Annotated in this window: 26 protein-coding genes; 15 read left to right on the forward strand and 11 right to left on the reverse strand. The window is 63.0% G+C overall.

Translation table 11 applies throughout. The features are described 5' to 3' along the window. Positions 1 to 43: 43 nt before the first annotated feature. Entirely contained in the window at positions 44 to 835 is a 792-nt protein-coding gene (locus tag AC07Y9_RS02655) for a substrate-binding periplasmic protein (RefSeq protein ID WP_053262128.1), read from the reverse strand. A 106-nt stretch (positions 836 to 941) separates the two neighbouring features. Beyond that, positions 942 to 1,565: a TetR/AcrR family transcriptional regulator gene (locus AC07Y9_RS02660; protein WP_009044910.1), complete on the reverse strand. Its 624-nt coding sequence runs from the start codon at positions 1,563 to 1,565 to the stop codon at positions 942 to 944. A 210-nt stretch (positions 1,566 to 1,775) separates the two neighbouring features. Between AC07Y9_RS02660 and AC07Y9_RS02665 the strand changes: the two genes are divergently transcribed. The 8 genes from AC07Y9_RS02665 to ppnP all read left to right on the forward strand — a co-directional run bounded on the left by AC07Y9_RS02665 (position 1,776) and on the right by ppnP (position 11,242). Next, positions 1,776 to 3,566 (forward strand): acyclic terpene utilization AtuA family protein, encoded by a 1,791-nt coding sequence (locus tag AC07Y9_RS02665; RefSeq protein WP_102679596.1) that lies wholly within the window; start codon positions 1,776 to 1,778, stop codon positions 3,564 to 3,566. 12 nt (positions 3,567 to 3,578) lie between these two features. Further along, positions 3,579 to 4,463, forward strand: coding sequence for an SDR family oxidoreductase (locus tag AC07Y9_RS02670; RefSeq protein WP_007922898.1), 885 nt, complete (start codon positions 3,579 to 3,581; stop codon positions 4,461 to 4,463). A 3-nt stretch (positions 4,464 to 4,466) separates the two neighbouring features. Next, positions 4,467 to 6,083 (forward strand): geranyl-CoA carboxylase subunit beta, encoded by a 1,617-nt coding sequence (gene atuC, locus AC07Y9_RS02675; RefSeq protein WP_102679597.1) that lies wholly within the window; start codon positions 4,467 to 4,469, stop codon positions 6,081 to 6,083. A gap of 155 nt (positions 6,084 to 6,238) precedes the next feature. Further along, positions 6,239 to 7,396, forward strand: a complete 1,158-nt coding sequence (gene atuD / locus AC07Y9_RS02680) for a citronellyl-CoA dehydrogenase (RefSeq protein WP_007930006.1) — start codon at positions 6,239 to 6,241, stop codon at positions 7,394 to 7,396. Further along, positions 7,393 to 8,190, forward strand: coding sequence for an enoyl-CoA hydratase/isomerase family protein (locus AC07Y9_RS02685; RefSeq protein ID WP_102679598.1), 798 nt, complete (start codon positions 7,393 to 7,395; stop codon positions 8,188 to 8,190). Before atuD ends, AC07Y9_RS02685 begins: the two co-directional genes overlap by 4 nt. 115 nt (positions 8,191 to 8,305) lie before the next feature. Further along, positions 8,306 to 10,264, forward strand: coding sequence for an acetyl/propionyl/methylcrotonyl-CoA carboxylase subunit alpha (locus AC07Y9_RS02690; RefSeq protein WP_102679599.1), 1,959 nt, complete (start codon positions 8,306 to 8,308; stop codon positions 10,262 to 10,264). A 69-nt stretch (positions 10,265 to 10,333) separates the two neighbouring features. Continuing rightward, positions 10,334 to 10,876: a 3'-5' exonuclease gene (locus tag AC07Y9_RS02695; RefSeq protein ID WP_007930003.1), complete on the forward strand. Its 543-nt coding sequence runs from the start codon at positions 10,334 to 10,336 to the stop codon at positions 10,874 to 10,876. An 81-nt stretch (positions 10,877 to 10,957) separates the two neighbouring features. Beyond that, positions 10,958 to 11,242: a pyrimidine/purine nucleoside phosphorylase gene (gene ppnP, locus AC07Y9_RS02700; protein WP_007930001.1), complete on the forward strand. Its 285-nt coding sequence runs from the start codon at positions 10,958 to 10,960 to the stop codon at positions 11,240 to 11,242. Between the two features lie 82 nt (positions 11,243 to 11,324). On the opposite strand, the gene AC07Y9_RS02705 is transcribed toward ppnP, so the two are convergent. Next, positions 11,325 to 12,128: an MOSC domain-containing protein gene (locus AC07Y9_RS02705; protein WP_102679600.1), complete on the reverse strand. Its 804-nt coding sequence runs from the start codon at positions 12,126 to 12,128 to the stop codon at positions 11,325 to 11,327. A gap of 99 nt (positions 12,129 to 12,227) precedes the next feature. Continuing rightward, positions 12,228 to 13,163, reverse strand: a complete 936-nt coding sequence (locus AC07Y9_RS02710) for a chemotaxis protein CheV (RefSeq protein ID WP_009044919.1) — start codon at positions 13,161 to 13,163, stop codon at positions 12,228 to 12,230. A gap of 540 nt (positions 13,164 to 13,703) precedes the next feature. On the opposite strand from AC07Y9_RS02710, the gene AC07Y9_RS02715 reads away from it, so the two are divergent. From AC07Y9_RS02715 to AC07Y9_RS02725, 3 genes are all read left to right on the forward strand, one after another. Further along, positions 13,704 to 14,171: a hypothetical protein gene (locus AC07Y9_RS02715; RefSeq protein WP_102679601.1), complete on the forward strand. Its 468-nt coding sequence runs from the start codon at positions 13,704 to 13,706 to the stop codon at positions 14,169 to 14,171. A 503-nt stretch (positions 14,172 to 14,674) separates the two neighbouring features. Then, positions 14,675 to 15,568 (forward strand): sensor histidine kinase, encoded by an 894-nt coding sequence (locus AC07Y9_RS02720; protein ID WP_102679602.1) that lies wholly within the window; start codon positions 14,675 to 14,677, stop codon positions 15,566 to 15,568. Next, entirely contained in the window at positions 15,565 to 16,224 is a 660-nt protein-coding gene (locus AC07Y9_RS02725) for a response regulator (protein WP_009044922.1), read from the forward strand. The genes AC07Y9_RS02720 and AC07Y9_RS02725 overlap by 4 nt, the downstream gene beginning before the upstream one ends. Here the strand turns inward: AC07Y9_RS02725 and yegS are convergent. Then, positions 16,221 to 17,123, reverse strand: a complete 903-nt coding sequence (gene yegS, locus AC07Y9_RS02730; RefSeq protein ID WP_087092782.1) for a lipid kinase YegS — start codon at positions 17,121 to 17,123, stop codon at positions 16,221 to 16,223. The genes AC07Y9_RS02725 and yegS overlap by 4 nt on opposite strands. Positions 17,124 to 17,347: 224 nt before the next feature. Here yegS and AC07Y9_RS02735 point away from each other — a divergent pair, with 224 nt between their 5' ends. Then, positions 17,348 to 17,611 carry a hypothetical protein gene (locus tag AC07Y9_RS02735; protein WP_009044924.1) on the forward strand — a complete coding sequence of 88 codons (264 nt, stop codon included), beginning with the start codon at positions 17,348 to 17,350 and terminating at the stop codon, positions 17,609 to 17,611. 58 nt (positions 17,612 to 17,669) lie between these two features. Here AC07Y9_RS02735 and AC07Y9_RS02740 read toward each other — a convergent pair whose 3' ends face one another. Further along, positions 17,670 to 18,857 (reverse strand): molybdopterin molybdotransferase MoeA, encoded by a 1,188-nt coding sequence (locus tag AC07Y9_RS02740; protein WP_173679776.1) that lies wholly within the window; start codon positions 18,855 to 18,857, stop codon positions 17,670 to 17,672. 22 nt (positions 18,858 to 18,879) lie between these two features. Continuing rightward, a complete protein-coding gene (moaB, locus tag AC07Y9_RS02745) occupies positions 18,880 to 19,419 on the reverse strand; it encodes a molybdenum cofactor biosynthesis protein B (protein WP_007923271.1) in 540 nt (179 codons plus the stop codon). 79 nt (positions 19,420 to 19,498) lie between these two features. Between moaB and mobA the strand changes: the two genes are divergently transcribed. Both mobA and AC07Y9_RS02755 read left to right on the forward strand, forming a co-directional pair. Next, a complete protein-coding gene (gene mobA / locus AC07Y9_RS02750; protein WP_102679604.1) occupies positions 19,499 to 20,107 on the forward strand; it encodes a molybdenum cofactor guanylyltransferase MobA in 609 nt (202 codons plus the stop codon). Positions 20,108 to 20,178: 71 nt separating this feature from the next. Next, positions 20,179 to 20,400 (forward strand): YgdI/YgdR family lipoprotein, encoded by a 222-nt coding sequence (locus AC07Y9_RS02755; protein ID WP_007923269.1) that lies wholly within the window; start codon positions 20,179 to 20,181, stop codon positions 20,398 to 20,400. Positions 20,401 to 20,481: 81 nt separating this feature from the next. Here AC07Y9_RS02755 and AC07Y9_RS02760 read toward each other — a convergent pair whose 3' ends face one another. From AC07Y9_RS02760 to AC07Y9_RS02775, 4 genes are all read right to left on the reverse strand, one after another. Next, the gene (locus AC07Y9_RS02760; protein ID WP_087092780.1) at positions 20,482 to 21,372 is read right to left on the reverse strand and encodes a pseudouridine synthase; all 891 of its coding nucleotides are present in this window, start codon (positions 21,370 to 21,372) and stop codon (positions 20,482 to 20,484) included. Between the two features lie 88 nt (positions 21,373 to 21,460). Next, the gene (locus AC07Y9_RS02765; protein WP_007923266.1) at positions 21,461 to 21,781 is read right to left on the reverse strand and encodes a hypothetical protein; all 321 of its coding nucleotides are present in this window, start codon (positions 21,779 to 21,781) and stop codon (positions 21,461 to 21,463) included. A 56-nt stretch (positions 21,782 to 21,837) separates the two neighbouring features. Next, positions 21,838 to 22,266 (reverse strand): S24 family peptidase, encoded by a 429-nt coding sequence (locus AC07Y9_RS02770; protein ID WP_102679605.1) that lies wholly within the window; start codon positions 22,264 to 22,266, stop codon positions 21,838 to 21,840. A gap of 113 nt (positions 22,267 to 22,379) precedes the next feature. Next, positions 22,380 to 22,616 carry a glutaredoxin family protein gene (locus AC07Y9_RS02775; RefSeq protein ID WP_053262141.1) on the reverse strand — a complete coding sequence of 79 codons (237 nt, stop codon included), beginning with the start codon at positions 22,614 to 22,616 and terminating at the stop codon, positions 22,380 to 22,382. A 215-nt stretch (positions 22,617 to 22,831) separates the two neighbouring features. Here AC07Y9_RS02775 and AC07Y9_RS02780 point away from each other — a divergent pair, with 215 nt between their 5' ends. Then, positions 22,832 to 24,790, forward strand: coding sequence for a cation:proton antiporter (locus AC07Y9_RS02780; protein ID WP_102679606.1), 1,959 nt, complete (start codon positions 22,832 to 22,834; stop codon positions 24,788 to 24,790). Position 24,791 lies beyond the last annotated feature (1 nt).

Genomic DNA, 24,791 nt, shown 5'->3' on the forward strand with positions numbered 1-24,791 from the left:
GAGCCGCACAGGGAAATTTAGGCAAGCCGCCTTGCCGGCGGCTTCATTTGGCCGGTGGCATGACCACGATGCGGTAGGGATCGAAGATCTTCAGCAATTCACCGCTGTCACGCAGGCGACCCAGCAACTTGGCGAAGTTTTCGCCGCTGATCGGCGCCATGGGGCGAATCAGCGCGTAGTGGTGGTAGACCTGATCGATCCGATCGGAGGCGAACAATTGCTGCGCCGTGTCGGTATTGTGCGAAAGGAAATCGCTGAGGTAGGAACGGGTCACCAGCGCAATGTCGGCGCGACCGCGCAGCACCATCAGCAGGTTGCTGTCGTGGGAATAAGTCAGGGTCGCGTTGTAGGTGTCGGCCAGGTACTTGGGGTCGGCATTGAAGTTGGCGAACGCGTAGTGGTAACCGCTGAACAGGGCCAGGCGCTTGCCCTTGAGATCGGCGAAATATTCCTGGCCGCGGCCGGGCTCGCGCTGGGCGGTGAAGATCTCGGCATCTTCCAGGCCCATGTCGACGCTGGTGTGGGGAATGTTCTGCCAGCCCCAGGCCGGGTTCTCGAAAATCGCCATGTCGACGCGGCCTTGCTCGAAATCGCGAAAACGCCGGGGAATCGAGGTCGGCACCAGTACGAATTGGTAGTCGCTCTGCAGCGCGTTCAAGGCGTCCACCAGTTGCGGCAGCAGCCCGGTGTCGGCGCCCTGCTCGGGACGCACGGTATAAGGGGGAAAATGCGCCGCCCCCACGCGTACCAACTGCGCAGCGCAGGCCGGAAAAACCGTCAGGGTGGCCAGGCCCCACACCAGCACTCGCAAAGCCGTCCGCATTGGCGAAGACATCAAGGCAACTCACCTCAAGAAAAGAAACAGGGCAATGCCATTAAAGCTAGGCGGTTTCCCTGACTTCGACAACTTTCCACTGAATAATTAATTACTTGCAGGAGGCCTACGGCTCCTTGAGCACCAGGGTCAGCGCTTCCTCGGCCAGTTGCTCCAGAGTCATGCTGCCCTCGGCGCGGAACCAGGTGGTGGTCCAGGACAGCGCCCCGGTGAGAAAACGCCGGGTTATGAACACATCGCCCTTGATAAAGCCGGCCTCCTTGGCCTCGCCCAGCACCTGCAACCAGATCCGCTCATAAATGTCGCGCAGCGCCAGGACGTCGGCCTGGCCCTGGGCCGACAACGAGCGCCATTCGTAGACCAGCACGGCCATGGCCTCGCCGCTGCCGCCCATGATCGATTGCAACTCGCAGCGGATCAGCGCCAGCACCCGCTCGCGCACGCTGCCGGCCTCGGCCAGTTCGGCGCGCATCAGGGCGGTGTTGTAGTGGATGGTTTCCTCCATCACCGCGCGCAGGATGTCGTCCTTGCTCTTGAAGTGATGAAAGATGCTGCCGGACTGGATGCCCACCGCGCCAGCCAGGTCGCGCACCGTGGTGCGCTCGTAGCCTTTGTTGCGAAACAGGTGAGCCGCGGTTTGCAGCAGCTTGCCGCGGGCGCTGTCCGGATCGGTCAGTTGCCCGTTGGCGACCAGCTGGCGCATCACCAGCAAGGCTTTTTGCTCGTCCACGGCCTCTCTCCTACATTTGCTCGATCGTTATGCGGCGCAGCCCCCTGAAACAGGGAGCTTGCGCGCGCAATTTAAGCCCGCGGGGACGACCAAGCAAGCGCTTGGGAATAAGATATTTCCGACGTTTACAAACCAAGCGCTTGCTTGGTAGTCTCGATCCAGTTCTGTCATCGCGTCTTTTTATCGAGTCTTTTATCGAGAGCCCCAGCCATGACCAAGACCCTTCGCATCGGTTGTGCCAGCGCCTTCTGGGGCGACACCTCGAGCGCCGCCGCGCAACTGGTGGAGGGCGGCCGCCTGGATTACCTGGTGTTCGACTACCTGGCCGAGATCACTTTGTCGATCATGGCCGGCGCGCGGATGAAGGACCCTACTGCCGGCTACGCCACGGATTTCGTCGAGGTCTTGAGCCCGCTGCTGGGCGAGATCGCCCGGCAGGAGATCCGGGTCATCAGCAACGCCGGCGGGATCAACCCGCAGGCCTGCGCCGCGGCCCTGCAAGCGGCCTGCGACCAGGCCGGCGTGGCCCTGAAAATCGCCGTGCTGCTGGGCGACGACCTGCAACCCCGCTTCAAGCAACTGAGCGGCAGCGGCATTCATGAAATGTTCAGCGGTGCGCCGCTGCCGCCGATGTGCGTGTCCACCAACGCCTACCTCGGCGCCCCCGGGATAGTCGAAGCCCTGAAACTGGGCGCCGACATCGTCATCACCGGCCGCGGGGTCGACAGCGCGGTGGTCAGCGCCGCGCTGGTGCATGAATTCGGCTGGTCCTGGCACGACTACGACAAACTGGCCCAGGCCGCCCTCGCCGGGCACATCATCGAATGCGGCGCGCAGTGCACCGGCGGCAACTTCACCGACTGGCGCGACGTGCCGGACTACGAACACATCGGCTTTCCCATCGTCGAAGTCAGCGCCGATGGCCAGTTCGTGGTCAGCAAGCCCGAAGGTTCCGGTGGGCTGGTCACGCCGCTGACCGTCGGCGAACAGCTGTTATATGAGATCGGCGACCCACGGGCCTATCTGCTGCCCGATGTGGTCTGCGACTTCACCCAGGTCAAGCTGCGCCAACAGGGCAAGAATGCGGTCAGCGTGCACGGCGCCAAGGGCCTGCCGCCGACCGGCCAGTACAAGGTCAGCGCCACCTACCCGGACGGTTTCCGCTGCACCGCCAGTTGCCTGATCGCCGGTATCGACGCGGTGGCCAAGGCACGTCGGGTCAGCCAGGCGATCATCGACAAGACCACGCAAATGTTCGGCCAGCGCGGCTGGGCGCCCTACAGCGAAGTCAATATCGAACTGCTCGGCAGCGAAGCCACCTATGGCCCCCATGGTCAGCGCCAGGACAGCCGCGAAGTGGTGATCAAGCTCGCCGTGCGCCATCCGGACAAACGCGCGCTGGTGCTGTTTTCCCGGGAGATCGCCCAGGCCGCCACGGGCATGGCCCCAGGCCTGACCGGCATCGTCGGCGGCCGGCCCACGGTCTATCCGCTGATCCGCCTGTTCTCGTTCCTGATCGACAAAAACGCCTGCACTCTGGAAGTCGAGATGGCCGGCCAGCGCCACCGGGTCGAGCTGCCCGAGCTCGACAGCCTCGACGCCAGCGCCCTGCCCGCGCCCCATGCCGTGGCCAGCCCCGTGGGCCGCGCCGACGCCAGCGTGGCGCTGGTCAAGCTGGCGGTGGCACGCTCCGGCGACAAGGGCAACCACAGCAATATAGGGGTCATGGCGCGCGCCCCCGAATACCTGCCGTGGATCGCCGAGGCCCTGACACCCGCCGTCGTGGTGGACTGGATGAGCCATGTGCTGGACCCGGTGCATGGCCGGGTCCAGCGCTGGTACCTGCCGGGCACCCACAGCCTGAACTTCCTGCTGGAGAACGCCCTCGGCGGCGGCGGTGTCGCCAGCCTGCGCATCGACCCGCAAGGCAAGGCCTTCGCCCAGCAGTTGCTGGAAATCCAGATCCCGGTGCCGCAGAGCATCGCCGACGCCGTCAACTGAAGGAGGCTTTTCGTGGGCTACGACTCGATTTTCAAACCCGACCTGTTCGCCGGCCAGACCCTAGTCGTCACCGGCGGTGGCAGCGGCATCGGGCGCTGCACCGCCCATGAACTGGCGGCCCTTGGCGCCCGGGTGCTGCTGGTGGGGCGCAAGGCGGACAAGCTGCACAAGGTGGCCGCGGAGATCGCCGAGGACGGCGGCCAGGCCAGCGGGCATGCCTGCGATATCCGCGACGAGGAAGCGGTCAAGGCCCTGGTCAGCGAACTGATCCGTGACCACGGGCCGCTACATGGCCTGGTCAACAACGCCGGCGGGCAGTACCCCTCGCCCCTGGCCTCGATCAATCAGAAAGGGTTTGAAACCGTGCTGCGCACCAACCTGGTGGGCGGTTTTCTCATGGCCCGGGAAGTCTTCAACCAGTCCATGAGCAAGCACGGCGGCAGCATCGTCAACATGCTCGCCGACATGTGGGGCGGCATGCCCGGCATGGGCCATTCCGGCGCCGCCCGTTCGGGGATGGACAATTTCACCAAGACCGCCGCGTTCGAATGGGGCCATGCCGGGGTGCGGGTCAACGCCGTGGCGCCGGGCTGGATCGCCTCCAGCGGCATGGACACCTACGAAGGCGCGTTCAAGGCGGTGATCCCGACCCTGCGCGAACACGTACCGCTCAAGCGCATCGGCACCGAGTCGGAAGTCAGCGCCGCCATCGTCTTCCTGCTCAGCCCGGCGGCGGCCTTCATCAGCGGCAGCACCTTGCGCATCGACGGCGCCGCCAGCCTGGGCAGCCGTGCCTGGCCGCTGCACAAGGCGTCCCACAGCGAGTCCTACAACGGCTTCCACCGCGCCTACCTGCCGGACGTGCTCAAGGACGAGCCACTCAAGGACGGGAAATAAGCCATGCCAGCCATACAGTCCCAGCTCGATCCCCACGGCCCGCAGTTCCAGCAGAACCGCGAAGCGATGCTGGCCGGCATCGCGCAGATCCGCCAGCTGGAACAGAACCTGCTGGCCAAGGCCGCCGAGGCCAAGGCGAAATTCGAAAAGCGCGGGCAACTGCTGCCCCGCGAACGCCTCAATCTGCTGCTCGACCCCGGCGCGCCCTTTCTCGAACTGGCGAGCCTGGCCGGCTACAAGCTGCATGACGACAAGGATGGCAGCCAGGCCGGTGGCGGGTTGATCGCCGGCATCGGTTACGTCAGTGGCGTGCGGGTGCTGGTGGTGGCCAATAACAGTGCGATCAAGGGCGGCACCATCTCCCCCAGCGGCCTGAAAAAATCCCTGCGCCTGCAGCAGATCGCCATGGAAAACAAACTGCCGGTGGTGACCCTGGCCGAGAGCGGCGGCGCCAACCTCAATTACGCGGCGGAGATTTTCGTCGAAGGCGCGCGCAGCTTCGCCAACCAGGCACGGATGTCGGCCATGGGCCTGCCGCAGATCACCGTGGTCCACGGCTCGGCCACCGCCGGCGGGGCCTACCAGCCGGGGCTGTCGGATTACGTGGTGGTGGTGCGCGGCAAGGCCAAGCTGTTTCTCGCCGGCCCGCCATTGCTCAAGGCCGCCACCGGCGAGGTGGCCACCGATGAAGAACTGGGCGGCGCCGAAATGCATGCGCAGGTGGCCGGCACCGCGGAATACCTGGCGGAAAACGACGGCGACGGCGTGCGCATCGTGCGGGAAATCCTCGCAGCCCTGCCGTGGAATGCCCGGCTGCCGCTACAGCCACCCCGGCCTTATGCGGAGCCGCTGTACCCGATCGACGAGCTGCTGGGGCTGATTCCCGACGACCCGAAGAAGCCGTACGACGCCCGGGAAATCATCGCGCGCATCGCCGACGGCTCGAACTTCCTCGAGTTCAAGGGCGAGTTCGACTCGCAGACCCTCTGCGGCCATTTGCAGATACAGGGGCGCCCTTGCGGTTTTATCGGCAATAACGGGCCGATCACCCCGAAAGGCGCGAGCAAGGCCGCGCAGTTCATTCAGTTGTGCGACCAGAGCGGCACCCCGCTGCTGTTTTTCCACAACACCACCGGTTTCATGGTCGGCACCGAGTCGGAGCAGCAGGGCGTGATCAAGCACGGTTCCAAGCTGATCCAGGCGGTGGCCAATGCCCGGGTACCGAAATTGACGATCGTGGTCGGCGGCTCCTACGGCGCCGGCAACTACGCCATGTGCGGCCGCGGCCTGGACCCGCGCTTCATCTTCGCCTGGCCCAACAGCCGCACCGCGGTGATGGGCGGCGCCCAGGCCGGCAAGGTGCTGCGCATCGTCACCGAGGCCAAGCACGCCAAGCAGGGCCAGGCGGCCGATCCGCAGATGCTGGATATGCTGGAACAGGTCACGGCGCAGAAACTCGACAGCCAGTCCACGGCCTTGTATGGCAGCGCCAACCTGTGGGACGACGGGCTGATCGACCCACGGGATACCCGCACCCTGCTGGGTTATCTGCTGGATATCTGCCACGAGGCAGAGGTTCGCCCATTGCAGCCCAACAGCTTCGGCGTCGCACGCTTCTGACCTGTAGCCGCTGCCGCAGGCTGCGATAAGGCCCGAAGGGCCTTCGAGGGCCTCAAGGGCACGTCCCCTGCGGGGCCGATCGCAGCCTGCAGCAGCGGCTACAGGGGTAACAAGGTTCAGGGATTGCGTCACTCAACTTGAGGAGAACAATAAAAATGATCTTCACCCAGGAACATGAAGAACTGCGGCGCACGGTGCGCAATTTTGTCGAGCGCGAGATCAACCCGCATGTCGAGGAATGGGAAAAGGCCGGGCGCTTTCCAATCCACGAGATTTTCCGCAAGGCCGGCGAACTGGGCCTGCTGGGCATCTCCAAGCCGGAGAAGTTCGGCGGCATGGGCCTGGACTACAGCTATTCGATCGTCGCCGCCGAAGAATTCGGCACCATCCATTGCGGCGGCATCCCGATGTCCATCGGCGTGCAGACCGACATGTGCACCCCGGCCCTGGCGCGCTTCGGCTCCGACGAGTTGCGCGAGGAGTTCCTGCGCCCGGCCATCAGCGGGGAAATGGTCGGCTGCATCGGTGTCTCCGAAGTCGGTGCCGGCTCCGACGTGGCCGGGCTCAAGACCACCGCGCGCAAGGACGGCGACGACTATGTGATCAACGGCAGCAAGATGTGGATCACCAACTCCCCCAGCGCCGACTTCATCTGCCTGCTGGCCAACACCTCGGACGACAAGCCCCACGTCAACAAGTCGCTGATCATGGTGCCGATGAACAGCCCCGGCATCAGCCTCAGCCCGCACCTGGACAAGCTCGGCATGCGCAGTTCGGAAACCGCCCAGGTGTTTTTCGACAACGTGCGCGTGCCCCAGCGCTATCGAATCGGCCACGAAGGCGCGGGTTTCATGATGCAGATGCTGCAATTCCAGGAAGAGCGGCTGTTCGGCGCGGCCAACATGATCAAGGGCCTGGAGTACTGCGTCGACAGCACCATCGAGTACTGCAAGGAGCGCAAGACCTTCGGCAGCGCGCTGATCGACAACCAGGTGATCCACTTCCGCCTGGCCGAGCTGTCCACCGAAATCGAATGCCTGCGGGCCCTGGTGTACCAGGCCACCGAGCAATACGTGCGCGGCCAGGATGTCACCCGCCTGGCGTCCATGGCCAAGCTCAAGGCCGGGCGCCTGGGCCGCGAAGTCAGCGACAGCTGCCTGCAATACTGGGGCGGCATGGGCTTCATGTGGGACAACCCGGTGGCCCGCGCCTACCGCGACGTGCGCCTGGTTTCGATCGGCGGCGGCGCCGACGAAATCATGCTGGGCATCATCTGCAAACTCATGGGCATCCTGCCGGGGAAAAGAAAATGAGCCGCCTGCCCGCCTGCGAAACCCTGCTGCTGGCGCCCCGTGGCGGCGTCCTGCACATCACCCTCGATCGCCCGGACAGCCGTAACGCCATGAGCCTGCACATGGTCGCCGAACTGCGCGCGGTGCTGGCGGCGGTACGCGATGACCGCGGCATTCGCGCCCTGGTCCTGAGGGGCGCCGGCGGGCACTTCTGCGCCGGCGGCGACCTGAAAGACATGGCCAGTGCCCGTGCCCAGGGCGCCAGTGCCTATCAGGAACTGAACCGGGCGTTCGGCACACTGCTCGAGGAAGCCCAGCACAGCCCACAGGTGCTGATCGTGCTGCTGCAGGGCGCGGTGTTGGGTGGCGGCTTCGGCCTGGCCTGTGTCAGCGATATCGCCATCGCCGATCATCAGGCGCAGTTCGGCATGCCGGAAACCAGCCTCGGCCTGCTGCCGGCGCAGATCGCGCCGTTTGTGGTCAAGCGCATCGGCCTGACCCAGGCCCGTCGGCTGGCCCTGACCGCCGCGCGCTTTGATGGCAACGAAGCCGAACGGCTGGGCCTGGTGCATTTTGTCGAAGACGGCCCAGAGGCCCTGGCCGAACGCCTCGATGAAGTGCTGGCCCATGTGCTGTGCTGCGCGCCCGAGGCCAACGCCGCGACCAAGGCCCTGTTGCTGGCCAGCACTGAAGAACCGCTGGCGCCGCTGCTCGATCGCGCAGCGGAACAGTTTGGCGCCGCCGTCACCGGTGCCGAAGGCATCGAGGGAACCATGGCCTTCGTGCAGAAACGCAAACCGGCGTGGGCCTCATGAACCGCATCGCGAGCAAGCTCGCTCCTACCGGTCCGTGACTGGCCTACGCCTTTGTAGGAGCGAGCTTGCTCGCGAAATGCCCGACCAAACACCACCGATCTCAGGAAACCACCTCATGCCCGCCTTCAGCAAAATCCTGATCGCCAATCGCGGTGAAATCGCCTGCCGCATCCAGCGCACCGCCCAAGCCCTGGGTTATCGCACCGTGGCGGTGTTCAGCGACGCCGACGCCGATGCGCTGCATGTGCGGATGGCCGACGAGGCGGTGCATATCGGCCCGGCGGCGGTCCAACAGTCTTATCTGAACAGCCAGGCGATCCTCGACGCGGCCCGGCGCACGGGCGCCGACGCGCTGCATCCCGGTTACGGCTTTCTGTCGGAGAACGCCGAATTCGCCAGCGCCTGCGAGGCAGCCGGCATCACCTTTATCGGCCCCAGCGCCGAGGCCATCGAGCTGATGGGCAGCAAGCGCCTGTCCAAGCTGGCGATGCTCGCGGCGGGCGTCCCCTGCATCGCCGGTTATCAGGGCGCGGAACAGGACGATGCGACCCTGCAACGCGAAGCCGAACGCATCGGCTACCCGCTGATGATCAAGGCCAGCGCCGGTGGCGGTGGACGCGGCATGCGCCTGGTGCAGCGAGCCGATGAGCTGCTGGCCCAGGTGCGTACCGCGCGCTCCGAGGCGCTGCACGCCTTCGGCAGCGACGAGTTGATTCTGGAGCAGGCGCTGATCGAACCGCGGCATGTGGAAATCCAGGTGTTCGGCGACCGCCACGGCCAATTGATCTACCTCGGCGAGCGCGATTGCTCGATCCAGCGCCGTCATCAGAAAGTCGTCGAGGAAGCACCCTGCCCGGTGATGACCGCCGAGCTGCGCCAGGCCATGGGCGAAGCCGCCCTCAAGGCCGGCCGGGCGGTGAGTTATGTCGGCGCCGGCACCGTGGAATTTCTCCTCGATGCACGGGGGCAATTCTACTTTCTGGAAATGAACACCCGCCTGCAGGTCGAACACCCGGTCACCGAAATGATCACCGGCCTGGACCTGGTGGCCCTGCAACTGCAGGTGGCGGCGGGTCAACCGCTACCGCTGCGCCAGGAACAGGTCGAACTCAAGGGCCATGCCATCGAAGTGCGGTTGTATGCCGAGGACCCAGCGCAGGATTTCCTGCCGCAAACCGGCCAGGTACGGTGCTGGGAACCGGCGCTGGGTGCCGATGTGCGTATCGATCACGGCCTGCTGGAAGGCCAGAGCGTCAGCCCGTTCTATGACCCGATGCTGGGCAAACTCATCGCCCACGGCGCCACCCGCGAAGAGGCGCGCCGCAAGCTGCTGCGCGCGGTCGAGGACACGGTGCTGACGGGCGTGGCGAGCAACCAGAAGCTGTTGGCGAACCTGCTTCGCCATCCCGGGTTTGCCAGCGGCGAATTCAGCACCGCTTTTATCGCCGAACATTTCGCCGACGATCCAAGCCTGCGCCCGCAACCGCCAAGCGACGCCGAACTGGCCCTGGCCGCGGCACTGTTTTATCAGCACGCAGCCCAGCGTCACGGCGCAGCGCTGGCTGGCTGGCGCAACAACGCCAGTGTGCCGCTGCACTATCGCCTGGGCTCGGGTGAAGCCTTATGGAACCTTGAACTGAATAACCAGGCCGGAACGCTGCGGATTCAACACGCCGACCAAGGCTTCGAGGTACAGTTGCTGGAGACGGATGGCCGCTGGGCCTGCGCGACCATCGACGGTATCCGCCGCCGCTACGCCTACACCCTGGAAGCCGGGCAGCTCTGGCTGTTCACCCGTCCTGGCAGCCTGCACCTTCAAGACCTGAGCCACGCACCGGTCGCCAGCCAGGCCGGCGCCCACAGCGGCATGCTCAAGGCGCCCATGGACGGCGCCATAGTCGACGTACTGGTCAGCGAGGGCGCGACCGTCAGCAAGGGGCAACTGCTGCTGGTGCTGGAGGCGATGAAAATGGAGCATCCGCTGAAGGCCGGGATCGATGGTGTGATCAAGCGGCTGCAGGTCAACCTGGGCGATCAGGTGAAAAACCGCCAGATTCTGCTGGAGGTGGAATAAGCCGCTAGGCGCAGACGTCGGGTTTGGCTACGCTCAAGCCTCATCGGGATGTTGAAGCTGGAGCCTGTGATGCCCCACTGGTTGGTAATTGATCTGGAAGCCACCACGGACGAAGGAGGCTGGCCGCTGACCGACATGGAAATCATCGAGATCGGCGCCACCCTGGTGAACCGCGAAGGGCGTGAACTGGACCATTTCCAACGCTTCGTGCGCCCGCTGCGGCGGCCGATGCTGACGCCGTTCTGCCGTGAACTGACCCACATCACCCAGGCCCAGATCGACGGCGCCCAGCCGTTGAGCGAAGTCTGGCCGCTGTTCGAACGCTGGCTGGGCCAGCATCACACGCGCCTGGAGGGCTGGGCCAGCTGGGGCGACTACGATCGCAAGCAACTGCTGCAGGAGTGGCAACGCTCGCAACTGCACAGCGCCCTCGCCCAACTGCCGCACATGAACCTAAAGCAACGCTTCGCCAAGGCCCGCCGCCTCGAACGACCGCTGGGCCTGAACGGCGCGCTGCAACTGGCCGGGCTGCAGTTCACCGGCCAGCAGCATCGCGCCCTGGAAGATGCCCGCAATACGGCGCGTTTATTGCCTCTGATTCTTCCCGGCTGATCCGTCCGCGCAACAGGTGACGCATCTGAAGGCCTTGTGCATACTGGCCGGCCTTTTTGACCCCTTTTTGAGGAATCGCCCATGTTTAAAGTCAACGAGTACTTCGACGGCACCGTCAAGTCGATTGCCTTCGGCACGGCCGAAGGTCCCGCCACCATCGGCGTCATGGCTCCGGGCGAATACGAGTTCGGCACGGCTCAACGGGAAATCATGCACGTGGTTTCCGGCGCCCTGACCGTCAAGCTGCCTGACAGCAACGACTGGGAAACCTTTGCCGCCGGCAGCCAGTTCAACGTACCGGCCAACAGCAAGTTCCAGCTGAAAGTGGCCGTCGACACCGCCTACCTGTGCGAATACCGCGGCTGATCCCACTCCCAGGGACTAATCGTCGGCGATAAAAAATGCCCGTATCTGGCGATACGGGCATTTTTCGTTTCTACGCCACCGACTATTCCAGCACCGTGACCGGCATGCCGACTTCCAGGCGGCCAATGCCATCGTTCACCAGGTTCTGCCCGAACATCGCCCCGCCTTCTTGCGCCCGGTACTGCTGCAGCGTGGCCAGCGGTTCACGGTCGGCGCTGCGCTCGCCGGTCTGCGGATCGATGGTGGTGAGGATGCAACGCGCACAAGGCTTGACCACCCGAAACTCGATATCGCCGATGCGGATGCGTTTCCAGCCATCTTCGGCGAAGGCCGGGCAGCCCTCGATCACCAGGTTCGGGCGAAAGCGCAGCATCTCCAGGGGACGGCCGACACGCCTGGACAGGTCTTCCCGGGAGGACTCGCCAATCAGCAACAGCGGAAAACCGTCGGCAAAGGCCACCTGATCGTCATCCTTGCCGTAACCGGCCTGAGTGGTGCGCGCACGCTCCGGGGGGACCTGTACCAGGCGGGTCGGCTTGCCGATGAAATCGCTCAGCCAGGCATGGGCTTCGTCGCCGGCATCCGGTACGCGCAGGGTATCGCGCCAGATGGTCACGCCACGTAACGGGGCATCCGCACCAGGCAGTGGCACATCGAGGGATGGGTAGCCGGGAGCACTGAGGGTCAGCCCTCCCTCGGCGTTCCAGAGCGCCGAAAGCTGGCTCATGTGCGGGACCGCACGTTGGGTCAGGAAGCGTCCGCTGGGTTCATCGACCAGCATCCAGCGTCGATCTCCCTCCAACCCCAGCCTGTCCAGCGCGACCTGTTGCAGGGACTCGCCCTTGCCGGATTTCAAGGGGTATCGATAAAGCGCGCTGAGACGCATGGCCAGCTCCCGGGTGGCAAAGAAAGCAACCTTATACGAGCCGGCCCGCGAATCAAAGAAGCACCTGCCGCGCAGGCGTCGCTCCGGCCACGGCTCCCGTCAGGCGGGAACTTCGTCCAGCATCAGGCGCTGGCGCACCACGTCGACCAGTTTGTCCGGCTGGAACTTGGACAGGAAGTTGTCGCAACCGACCTTCTTCACCATCGACTCGTTGAAGCTGCCGGACAGGGAGGTATGCAGCACCACATAAAGGCCGCGCAGACGAGGATCGTTGCGGATTTCGGTGGTCAGGCGATAGCCGTCCATTTCCGGCATTTCGGCGTCGGTGAACACCATCAGCAGCTTGTCGGTCATGTCGACCCCGGTATCGGCCCAGGCCTTGAGCATCTTCAGGGCCTTCAGGCCGTCGCTGGCAATGTGCATCTTCACCCCCAACTGGCCCAGGGTGTCGCGCAATTGCGACAGCGCCACGTTGGAGTCGTCCACCAACAGCACTTCACGGCCGCGGGCACGTTCGAGCACCGGATCGTCGAGCTTGTCGCGCGACACCTTGGCGTTGTACGGAACGATTTCGGCCAGGACCTTTTCCACGTCGATGATCTCGACCAGTTGATCGTCGACCTTGCTGATCGCCGTCAGGTAATGCTGGCGCCCGGCACTGGTCGGTGGCGGCAGGATAGCTTCCCAGTTCATGTTGACGATGCGGTCGACGCCTCCCACCAGGAAGGCCTGCACCGAGCGGTTGTACTCGGTGACGATGATGGTGCTGTTGGGACCTGGCACCAGTGGCCGCATGCCGATCGCCTGGGACAGGTCGATGACCGGCAGCGTCTGCCCCCGCAGGTTGACCACGCCACAGACGAACGGATGGCGCTGGGGCATCAGCGTCAGCTTCGGCAATTGCAGGACTTCCTGCACCTTGAACACATTGATCGCGAACAACTGTCGCCCGGCCAGACGGAACATGAGGATTTCCAGGCGATTCTCACCCACCAGTTGCGTGCGTTGATCTACCGTGTCGAGAATGCCGGCCATGTAATGACTCCTGGGCTTGTTCTGATGAATTCACTAACGCGGGTTATCGGCGCAATTCGCCGAATCTTGACCCGCATACAAAATGCCATGCAAAGGCATTGATGTCACATTAACATCATGCTTTACTGGCTTCGCGATTTCACCCACACAACTTCCCCGCCGCGACCTCTATTTCAGCGCTTGGTTCCCCTTTATAAGGGAATCCCCTATCAGCAATCAGGACCAACCTGATATTCGCAATATCCAATAGCCATTAATGTGACGCCATTCTCATTGCATGAATGGAGTCAGGCTTTTGTTTGTGATCGCAGGAAGATGGGCTGGTGCCCCTTCGAGCCCCCCCGCCTCCGCTGTCCAAGCGTGGCCGACACACCGTGCTCGGCAGTCTGTCGCCTGCAGACTAAACACCAGCACAGCGTCTTCGTCCATTGAGAACCAATCAGATTCGTCCTATATCCCACGGCATAACCGACGTAATACCTTACAGCCGCTCACAAAACGGACCATTCCATCATCTGACGTGGCGTCGTGGAGACAAGCATGCTGATCGACGATAAAGAGTGGCACCAGTCACCCGACTTTCTGCTTGAGGCAGAAGCACTATTGGCCAAGTCTGTTGAATGCCTGAACCATCTCAACCTGATCAGGAACGATCAGGACGCCATCGAGTGCATGTTGTCCACCCTGCTCAAACTGGCCGAGAAAACCGACGCGCTGGCGCTGCGCAGCACCGCCGAATTCTCGCGCCAGGTTCATGCGTTGCTGGATCACTCCCATCCTCATCCAGACATGAACAAGCAGATCCTCGACACCCTCGAGGAATGCTTCAGCCTGATGGCCTGGCAGCTTGAACTCGTCGATCCGGTGACTGGGCAGTTGAACCTCGATGGCAACGAACAGGCCACCCTCATCGAATCCCTCGCCGTGCAAATCGACCCTCTGCCCGCCCCCCTGTCCTGCCACCAAAATTCGTTCAAAGTTTTTTCGATCGCCAAGAGAAACGCATAGACCCTGTCGTTAATACCTAACTTCAGTCGTTAGATATGTCGTGACATTGACCAGCATCATGTCGTTATCCAATATTTCATGCCTGTTAACGACAGAACCAACTAATACAACTAAATAAAACCAATCCCGAGACTTCAAGTGTTCTGAGTCTCGCCTACCCGTTCGCCAAGGCCAGATACAGTCACTGTTTGAGCGGAGCCAGTTAAAACAAGCGAATCGGAACATACGTCCCAAAAGGCAATATTCCTGACCCGCTGGACATATATAGAGGCGCGACCAACGGTAGCTAAGCTGATACTATGCCAGTCACTAAACGATATCCTTAATGGCACTGTGATTTCAGATTGATCTTGTTACACACCTGATCAGTGCAAGGCTTGCTCCCAACGAATAGACCGCGTTAATTGAAGCCGCATACTCAAATAATACCGTTTTCCAAACCGGGGCCCGTCAGTCGACTTGACCGGTCTCCCCGCAGCGAACATTCATTGGCTCCATCCGCTATGTACGCCAGCCTCAAGCCAACTGCCACCAGGCTTCTCTCTCGAATAAACCTGCGCTGGCTCAACCTGTTGCTGTGCTCATGCTCGGCACTTGGAAGTCTGGCCGTCTATTGCCTGTCGACGACCTTTCCCCTCAGCCTGCTGATCCTGAATCTGGCGGCCCTGGCCAGTGTCTGGGCCTATTACGGCGATTCGCGCAAATCGATCAAGTTCCAGCCTCAGGAACTGGCGGATCGCTTGCTGGAAGTCCAGGAAAACGAGCGCCATCGCCTCAGTCGCGAATTACATGATGATATTGGTCAGCTGTTGACTGCCGCCAAGCTGCAAAGCGAATGGCTCAAGCGCCGCCTGCCCGAAGACCTGCAACAGCACTGCACGATGCTTCAAAGCACATTGGAAGAAACCCTGGCCAAGGTGCGCGATGTATCGGCCATTCTTAATCCCCGGCAATTGGCCAGCCTGGGCCTGGAAGCCAGCCTGCGGGCACACTTGCTGAAGACCCTGGAAAACACTTCCGTGCACTGGAGCCTGGAATGCAAGCAACGCCTGGCAGGCATCCCCGAGGAGATGGCGGTGGCCGCCTTTCGCATCACTCAGGAAGCCGTCACCAACATGCTGCGTCACGCCCAGGCGGATAACCTGCTGGTACGCCTGCAACGCCTGCCCGAGGGCCTTTCGCTGTTTATCAGCGATGATGGCTGTGGCTTTTCCCCAGCGGCCAATCCTGGCGCGCAAGGACAACGCGGCATGGCGGGCATGTCGGAAAGAATCGCGCAACTGGGTGGCACCCTGAAGGTTTCCAGCCAGCCCGACCAGGGCACACAAATCGAAGCACTCTTCCCCTGGGCGCCTCGCGCACTCGAACGGGCCAGTACGAATAAGGTTTTACATTGACCTGCAATTTACTTCTGGTGGATGACCACTCGCTCATCAGGGCTGGCGTGCGTGCCCTGGTCATGGACATTCCTGGCTATGCCGTGATCGGCGAAGCCAACGATGGCGCACAAGTACTGGAAATGGTCGAGAGGCTGTCGCCGGACATTATCCTTCTGGATATTTCCATGAAGGATATCGGCGGCCTCGAAGCCCTGAAGAGACTCAAGGTGGTGCATCCGCAGAGCAAAGTACTGATTCTCTCGATGCACACCGATCCGGCGCTGATCATGCAGGCCCTGGAATCCGGTGCTCATGGTTATCTGCTCAAGGACACTACCGCCAACGAGCTCGAGCACGCGCTCGACGCCTTGCGCAACAACGAGCGTTATCTCAGCCCGGCCATTGCCCACACGGTGATCAACCAGGCGCTGATCCGCGTGCAGAAGCCCCATCCGGAACCCGTCGAAACCCATAACCTGACCGCACGCCAGCTGGAGATCCTGCGCCTGATCGTTCGCGGCAAATCGACCCGCGAAATCGCTCATGGGCTTGGCCTGAGCATCAAGACCGTGGAAACCCACCGCTCGCAGATCATGAAACGCCTGCAGATCTATGATGTGGCCGGCCTGGTCCTGTTTGCCGTCCGCGAACAGATCATCAGCCTCGACGATTAAGACGCCGAAGCCGCCAACAGCGGGGAGTCTTCCGGCAAATGCACCCGCAATGCCCCTGGGAGCGCGCGAAAACGCAGGTTTTCGCCTTGCAGGGGCTCACCGTCGAGATTGATATCCAGCCCCTCGGACACCTTGATTTCAACCCAGGGCAGGCGCGTGCGCACAAACAGGTTGTCGATCCCCCAGCCGCCGGCCAGCAGGTCCTTCAAGGTGCCCACCAGCTCCTGGGGGGCCGGCAGGATACTGACATCCAGCAACCCGTCATCGGCCATCGCCTCTGGGCACAGCAGATGACCACCACCGGCCTGGCGCCCGTTGCCGATCCCCAGGGCCAACAGCTCGCCGCGCCAATGGAAATCCGGCCCCTGCAGTTCACCGTATGCCGCATGCAGTTCGTTGAAACGGGACAAACCAGTGAACAGATAGGCCGCGCCCCCCAGAATCTTTTTCAGGTCCTCGGAGGTATTGGCCGTCACCTGGCTGCCGAACCCGCCCGTGGCCATGTTGAGAAATACCTGGCCACCGACCTCGCCGAGGTCGATCGCCCGTGCCGGAGCGTCGAGCAGGTTCAATGCCTCATGGGGTAGCAACGACACGCCGGCCGCCCGCGCGAAATCATTGGCCGTCCCCAGCGGCAGCAACACCAGGCTGGCATCGTTGGCCTGCGCCGCCATGGCCTCGGCGATATCACGCAAAGTGCCATCACCGCCTCCCGCGATCAGGCGGGTGTAACCGGCCACGAGGGCTTCATCCACCAGGCGCTGGGCGTCGCCCGCTTCCCAGGTCAGGCGGACCGCCAGCTCCCAACCCTCTTCACGCTTGCGTTCGACAGCGTCGCGGACCTCTTCGTTGAGGGCCTGCTTGCCGTGCAGTATCAGCATCGCCTTGCGTTCGCTCATCGCTCATCACTCCTGTCATTCGAGGACCATTGAAGGATGTTGACCCTCAGCCCATGAGAAAAAGTCCGATCGGGATGTAATCAATTTGTCGCCGTCAGGCCGTCTGCTGGCTGACCGGTAACTTTTCTGACCGCAGATTGAGAATCACCTGAATTGACCCGAAACAGACAATCGGAGAATGTTCATGGCAGGCGAACGACGCCTCAAACAGGGAAGCGAAACACATGGATGACAAGAAATGCTTTGAACGCTCGAACTCCGCGCTCACTCGGCTGGAAGGGAGCATCCTGCTCAGTACAGGCAAACACCCGGAACTGAGTGTCCATCAAGTACATACCCGTGACCCCGAGCATAAGCCCGACAGCAAGCTTCATGCCTTGCTCAAGAAGCTCGCGTGGGTGTTGGCCTATGCCGGGTTTATATCGGCACTGCTGTCCTGGGGACTGAACAGCCGTTTTGGCTTGCTGATCCTTTTACTCCTGCGTTGATAGGCAGGGCCCTGGAGGATGGACCCGGCGCTGCCGACCAGGTCCGCCTCCCCTGGAGTCAGCCCAGGACTTCACTCAATGGGATGAAGTTGACCCAATCGCCCTCAACCAGCGTTCGCTCTTCCAGTACCTCGACCAGCCCCTCGGCCCAGGCGGCACTGCGCAAGACCCCGGAACTCTGGTTCCGGTAGATGATTGCCCTGCCCTGCTCCAGACGCCCACGCAGATACTCTCGTCGATTCCCCGGTTTCGACCAGGCAAACCCGGCTGGAACCTGGAACTGCAGGGGCTGCAGCTCCTTCACTCCCTGGCGCCGCAAAATATAGGGGCGAGCCAGCAAGGCAAAGGTCACCAGTGTCGAGGCCGGGTTACCGGGCAGGCCGATCACCGGCACGCCGCGGAAATGCCCGAAGGTCAACGGCTTGCCCGGCTTGATCGCCAGCTTCCAGAGCGCAAGCTCGCCCTCTTCTCTTAAGGCGATGCCCAGGAAATCCGCCTCGCCCACCGATACACCACCGGTGGACAGGATCAGGTCCACATCCGCCAGTTCGGCAAGGCGCCGCCGGGTCGTGGGCAGATCGTCGGGCAGGATCCCGCCGTCGACCACTTCACAGCCCAGCCGCTGCAACCAACTGCACAGCAGGACACGGTTGCTGTTGTAGATCTGCCCTGGACCCAGCGCTTGCCCGGGCTCTACCAGCTCGTCGCCGGTGGAAAGCACGGCGACCCGCACTCGACGCACCACCTCCAACTCCGCGCAACCCAAGGAAGCAGCAAGCCCCAGCTCGATCGGCCCCAGCTGCGTTCCGGCCACCAATACACACTCGCCGACCTTGGTTTCCTGGCCTTGGGGACGAATGTTCTGCCCGGCGCTGAGCGGCTCGGTAAAGGACACCCGCCCGTCGGCCTGAACCTCGGCGTTCTCCTGCATTTCCACGCAGTCGGCCCCCGCCGGGACCGGCGCCCCGGTGAAGATGCGTGCGCAGGTACCGGGCGCCAAAGGCTCGGGCGTCTGGCCGGCGAAAATGCGCTGGCTGACCACAAGGGCCTCACCGCTCCAATCCGCGGCACGCAAGGCATAACCGTCCATGGCGCTGTTGGGCCAGGGCGGAAGATCCAGGGTGGAAATCAAATCGTCGGCCAAGACTCGGCCTTGAGCTGCCGCCAGCGGCAGCCGCTCGCGCTCGAGAATGGGAGTAGCCTCGGCCATCTCCAACAAACGGGCCAATGCGACCTCGACCGGCATCAAGGCACCGGTCTTGCCCGGCTTACCCACGGGATTCACAAGGCGCCGCCTGTTTCAGGTGCGTGACGAAATTGCACGGCCGGTGCCGCGAATCCAGCTGCTCGGCGAGGATGCCGTCCCAACCGGTACGCACCGCGTTGGTCGAGCCCGGCAGGCAGCACACCAGCGTGCCGTTGGCCAGCCCGGCCAGGGCCCGCGACTGCACGGTGGAAGTGCCGATGTCGGCCACCGAGATCTGACGGAACAACTCGCCAAAACCGTCGACCTGTTTGTCGAGCAGGCAAGACACGGCTTCCGGGGTGCTGTCGCGGCCGGTAAAACCGGTGCCGCCGGTGATCAGCACCACCTGGACCAGGTCGTCGGCGATCCAGGTCGCCACTTGTGCGCGAATCTTGTAGAGATCGTCCTTGAGCAGGACGCGCGCGGCCAGGTTATGGCCTGCAGCGCTCAGACGATCGACGAAGACCTGGCCGGAGGTATCGGTCTCCAGGGTCCGGGTATCACTGACAGTCAGCACCGCGATATTCAAGGGTGCAAAAGGTACATCAGCCTTGGCTTTCATAGGCTCGATCCAGTTGTAGGAGAAACAGCCCGGTGTTATATCACAGCGCTCTCTTTGACCGCCCCTGTGGAGACGTGCCATGACCCCGCGCACAGATTTGCCACCCTGCTCCATTCTGCTCCTGGCCGGTGGACGCGGCCAACGCATGGGAGGAAGGGACAAGGGGCTGATCGAGTGGCAGGGCCGGCCATTGATCGCCCATCTGCATCGACTGACCCGCGGCCTGAGCGATGACCTGATCATTTCCTGCAACCGCAATCGCCGGCAGTACGCGCCTTATGCCGACCAACTGGTGCAGGACGAAAGCAATGACTTCCCGGGGCCGTTGGCAGGTATTCGTGCCGGATTAGCCGTCGCCCGGCATGCCCGACTGCTGGTGTTGCCTTGCGACGTGACGCGCATCGATGCGCAACTGATCGACGCCATGCGGCAAAGCGCCGCCCTGCATCCGGACAAACCACTGATGCTGCGCCATGGCGAGCACTGGGAACCCTTGCTGTGTATTATTCCGCGCACGCTGCTCGGCACCTTCGACGGAGCCTGGCAGAACGGTGAGCGCAGCCCCGGACGTATCATGCGCGGGCTGGATGCTCAGGCCCTGCAATGTCCGGCAAACGATCCCCGATTGGCTAATCTGAATACACCAGAGCTGTTAAGCCAGCAGCACGGCGTGTCAGAATGCCCTTAACTCAAGGAACTTGCAGGCGTTGTATACGTCTCAAGCACAGCAACTAAAAGTATTCATCTCGGAGACACATAATGATTCAGCGGACTCTCGCCACTCTCATGCTTGCACTGGGCCTTGCCACTCTCGCCGGTTGCGCATCGCCTACTGTGATCACCCTGAATGACGGTCGCGAAATCCAGGCCGTCGATACGCCGAAATACGATGAGGATTCCGGTTTCTACGAGTTCGAACAACTGGACGGCAAACAAACCCGCATCAACAAGGATCAGGTTCGTACGGTAAAAGAGCTGTAATCCATACCGTTACAGCCTCGAACGATAAAGCCCGCTTTCGCGGGCTTTATCGTTTCTGGCAGCAGCAAGCAGTTGCCTGGATTACCACTGCAAGGTGATCCGACTCTCGAACTCGCGCTCCTCCCCTGTCAGCGGGTCGGTAAAACGCAGGCCCTGGGCCAGCAGCTTGAGCGGCTTGGCGTAATCGTCCTCCACATCCTTGAGCGCATCGGGATAAAACGGGTCGTTGCAGATCGCCGCCCCCAGCGCACTCATGTGCACCCGCAACTGGTGCTTTTTGCCGGTCACCGGATACAGCCCATAACGCCAGAGGTCACCGTTCTTTTCCCGGACCTCCAGTGCCGTTTCCGTATTAGGCGTACCAGGCCCTTCCTGCATGCGGAAAAAGGGCTCGCCATCGACCAGGCGGCTTTTATGTACCCGCGGGAACTCAAGCCCGGGCAAGGCCGGTGCGATGGCCTCGTAGCGCTTGTCGATCCTGCGCGTCGGGAACAGCGACTGATAGGCCGAGCGGCTTTGCGGGTTGGCCGAAAACAACACCAGGCCCGCCGTATGCCGGTCGATGCGATGCAGAGGCACCAGGAGGGGATTGTCCAGGCTGCGGATCAAGCGGCGCAGCAAGGTTTGCTCGACATATTCCCCCGCCGGGGTGACCGGCAGGAAATGCGGCTTGTCCGCCACCACCAGGTGCTCATCGACGTAAAGAATCGACTCCTGCACCGGGATGATCTTTTCGTCGGGCACTTCGCGAAAATAATGAATGCGCAGGCCTTCGCGGTACGCCAGGTCGACACCGATCGGTAGTCCCTGTCCATCGAGCACCCGGCCGCGGGCGATCCGGCTCAGCCACTGCTCGCGGCTGATGGTGCTGAAATGGTCACACAGGCAATCCAGTACGGTTGGCCATGAACCGGGGGGCAGGTACAGGGTGCTGGCCTGATGCTGCGCGGCAAAAAAAGGTACGGAAGACATACAAAAGCTCGAACGGACAATGCAGAGCGGCATTATCCAACATGGGTCCCGGGGAGCCTAGGAGAGTTTCCCCCTCCGGAACCTGCGACTAAGCCCGGGCCACGCCGGCTTGCGCGGCGGCATCGGTGAACTCCTTCAGCCAGCGCAGCACATCGACCGCCTCCCAGCGGGCCGGGTCATACAGCGCATACAACAACCCCTGGTACCCCACCACGTCCAGTTGCCGGTGATAACCCGCACGCTGGAACAGGGCTTCGATTTCGGCAAAGCAGGTATTGAAATGCAGCTTGTTGAACGGCGTCTTGCCTTCCGTGACCAGGCCGTCCAGGCGCAGTTCGAGTACCGCTTCGCGCACCACATCGGCGGACATGCGGTTCACACTGCTCTTCAATTGTTCGACATTGACCATCATCAGTCCTTCTACCCTCTCATTCATCCACTGAGCACACGCCCTGCGCATCGATATCAGCCACGGCCGACATAACTGACCACCCACAACACCACGCCCCAGATTTGCGCCGACTCCCGATCGTCCAGGGGGATCGGTGCAATCGAAGGTCGCGCCGCCTTGAGCAGCAGCCCACCCTTGGGATCGGGCGCCAGCAGGCGCACTCCATAGGCGTCTTCGCCATCGAGATGGGCCACCACGTACTGATCCACCGCCGGGGCCGCCGAACGATCGACGATCAGCCGGTCGCCTGGATAGATCCCGAAGCCCAGCAGGCTGTCGTCATCCACCAGCACCGCGCGGATCTGCGGCGCTCCGAGCCCCACGGTACGATCCAGGGAAAAACCGCCTTCGAACGTGAGCCCGGCGGCAACCCCGTCGTGCCCTGCATGCTCGGGCGACAGGTGTTGCAAACGCTCGGCGCGGGCGAGGATTATGAGAGACATGACGAACCATCCCGATAACTGTACGCATATACAGTAAACGAATAATCGGGATCCCGCCAAGGGATTGCAGCGCAGGCGACAAACGGAAAGGGTCGTGCCAGCGACAGGCCGGCTCAGCGCAGGAAGGCCACCACCTGCTCGGCATCGAACGGCCAGCCCAGCTCGGCGCCGTTGTCCACCCGGCGCAGGACCGGGATACGCAGGCCATACGCCTCGAACAGGGTTTCGTCTTCCGCGATATCCACCAGCTCGACCATCAGCCCGTGCTCCACCAGCGGCATCAACTCCGCCTCGGCGAGTTCGCACAGGTGGCAGCCCAGGGTGCCGAACAACTGACATTCAGGAGGCATGACATACAGACCGAAAAGAGACAGGCGCTTATTCTAGGCCCGCGGGAAAAAGCCGTCGACCGATGAACGCAGCACCCTGCGGCCAACAATGGCCATCGTCGAGCATTCTGCCAAACAGCTGATGCAGGTCAGCGCCGCCAACTTGCGGTTGAGCGACCCTCGCGGCTTTTTTTGCCTCTACGCTCTGTCATTACAACCGCCGCCCGGAGATGTCTGTGTTCGCCAATCTGTTGATCATCCTCGCTTCATCCCTGGTGGTGATCGCCCTGTTCCGCCGCCTGCGCCTGCCGCCTGTGCTGGGCTACCTGTGCGTGGGCCTGCTGGTGGGGCCGACCGCCTTCGGCTGGGTCAACGACAACGAAAACCTGCCCGACCTGGCGGAGTTGGGGGTGGTGTTCCTGCTGTTTTCCCTGGGACTGGAGTTTTCCGTATCGAAAATGCTGGCCCTGCGCCAGGTGGTATTCGGCCTGGGCAGCCTGCAAGTGCTGTGCAGCGGCGCCGTCCTTGGCGGCCTGCTGATCCTCGCCGGCGTACCGCTGATCCCGGCGCTGCTGCTTGGTGCGGGCCTGGCGCTGTCCTCCACCGCCATTGTCAGCAAGGAGCTGGGCAGCCTCGGGGAAATCTTCAGCAGCCACGGGCAGAATGCGATCGGCGTGTTGCTGTTCCAGGACGTGGTGGCCGTGCTGTTGCTGACCCTGGTGCCGGTATTCGCCGGCGACACCGAACAGGCCTGGTACTGGGCCCTGCCCCTGACGCTGGGCAAGACCGCCCTGCTGTTCATCGGCCTGGCGCTGGCCAGCCGCTGGCTGCTGCCACGGCTGTTCCACGAGGTGGCCGCCTCCCATTCCGCCGAGCTGTTCGTGCTGCTGGCCCTGGTCATCGTCCTGCTGACCGCCTGGCTGACCCACCTGCTCGGCCTGTCCCCCGCCCTTGGTGCGTTCCTCGCCGGCATGCTGCTGGGGGAAAGCCGTTACCGGCACCAGATCGAGGCCGATATCCGGCCGTTCCGCGACATTCTGCTGGGGCTGTTTTTCGTCAGCATCGGCATGCTGATCGACCTGCAATTGTTCGCCAGCCATGCCCTGCTGGTCCTCGGCCTGACCCTGGCCCTGATGCTGATCAAGGGCGCCGTGGTGGCACTGTTGCTCAAGCTGCGCGGCAGCGACGGCGAGACGGCCTGGCGCAGTGGCCTGGCCCTGGCCCAGGGCGGCGAGTTCTGTTTTGCGCTGATGGCGCAGATGCAGCAGAGCCAGTTGATGCCGGCCGAGCTGAGCGGCCTACTGTTGGCCGCGACCTTCTGTTCGATGCTGCTGACGCCCCTGCTGCTGCGCGCCGCCCCGGGCATTGCCGCGCGCCTGCACCGCAAGCCGAACCAGGAGGCCCACCTGGAAGAAATCAGTGCCCTCAACGCCGCATTGCAGGCGCACGTGGTGATCTGTGGATATGGCCGTGTGGGCCAGTCGATCGGCCGCTTCCTGCGCCGCGAACAGCAGCGCTTCATTGCCCTGGACGACGACCCGGTGCGGGTCCAGGAAGCCGCGGCCGGCGAAAGCTGCGTGCATTACGGCGACTCCCGCCGCGCCGAGCTGCTGGCGGCGGTCGGCCTCGAACGCGCGCGGCTGCTGGTGATTGCCGTGGACAAGACCGACATCGCCCTCAACGTGCTGAAAAGCGCGCGCCGGATCAACAGCGAAGTGCCGATCCTGGTGCGCACCCGGGACGACAGCCAACTGGCCGAACTGAAAGCCGCCGGCGCCAGCGAAGTGGTGCCGGAGCTACTGGAGTCGAGCCTGATGCTGGCGTCCCATGCGCTGGTGATGCTCGGGCTGCCGGAACACCAGGTACAGATCAAGGTCGACGAGGTTCGCCACAACCGCTATCGCCTGCTGCATGGTTTCTACCATGGGGCGCAGACCGACCTGCTGGACAATCGCGGCCAGCCGCGAGTGCTGATGCATGCGGTCAATCTCGGCAGCGCAGCCCACGCCTGCGACCTGGCCCTCGGCGATCTGGCGCTGGAGCAATTGGGCGTGGATGTGCAAGGCGTGCAGCGCGATGGCCGCGACCTGGAGCTGGCCGCCGGCACCCTGCTGCGAGCCGGCGATACGGTGTTGATGTCCGGCCCGCTGGCGGCCATCGAAGCGTCCGAGGCGCGCCTGCTCGGCGGCCAATGAT

It is taken from the genome of Pseudomonas sp. GW456-L12 (genome assembly GCF_059424045.1).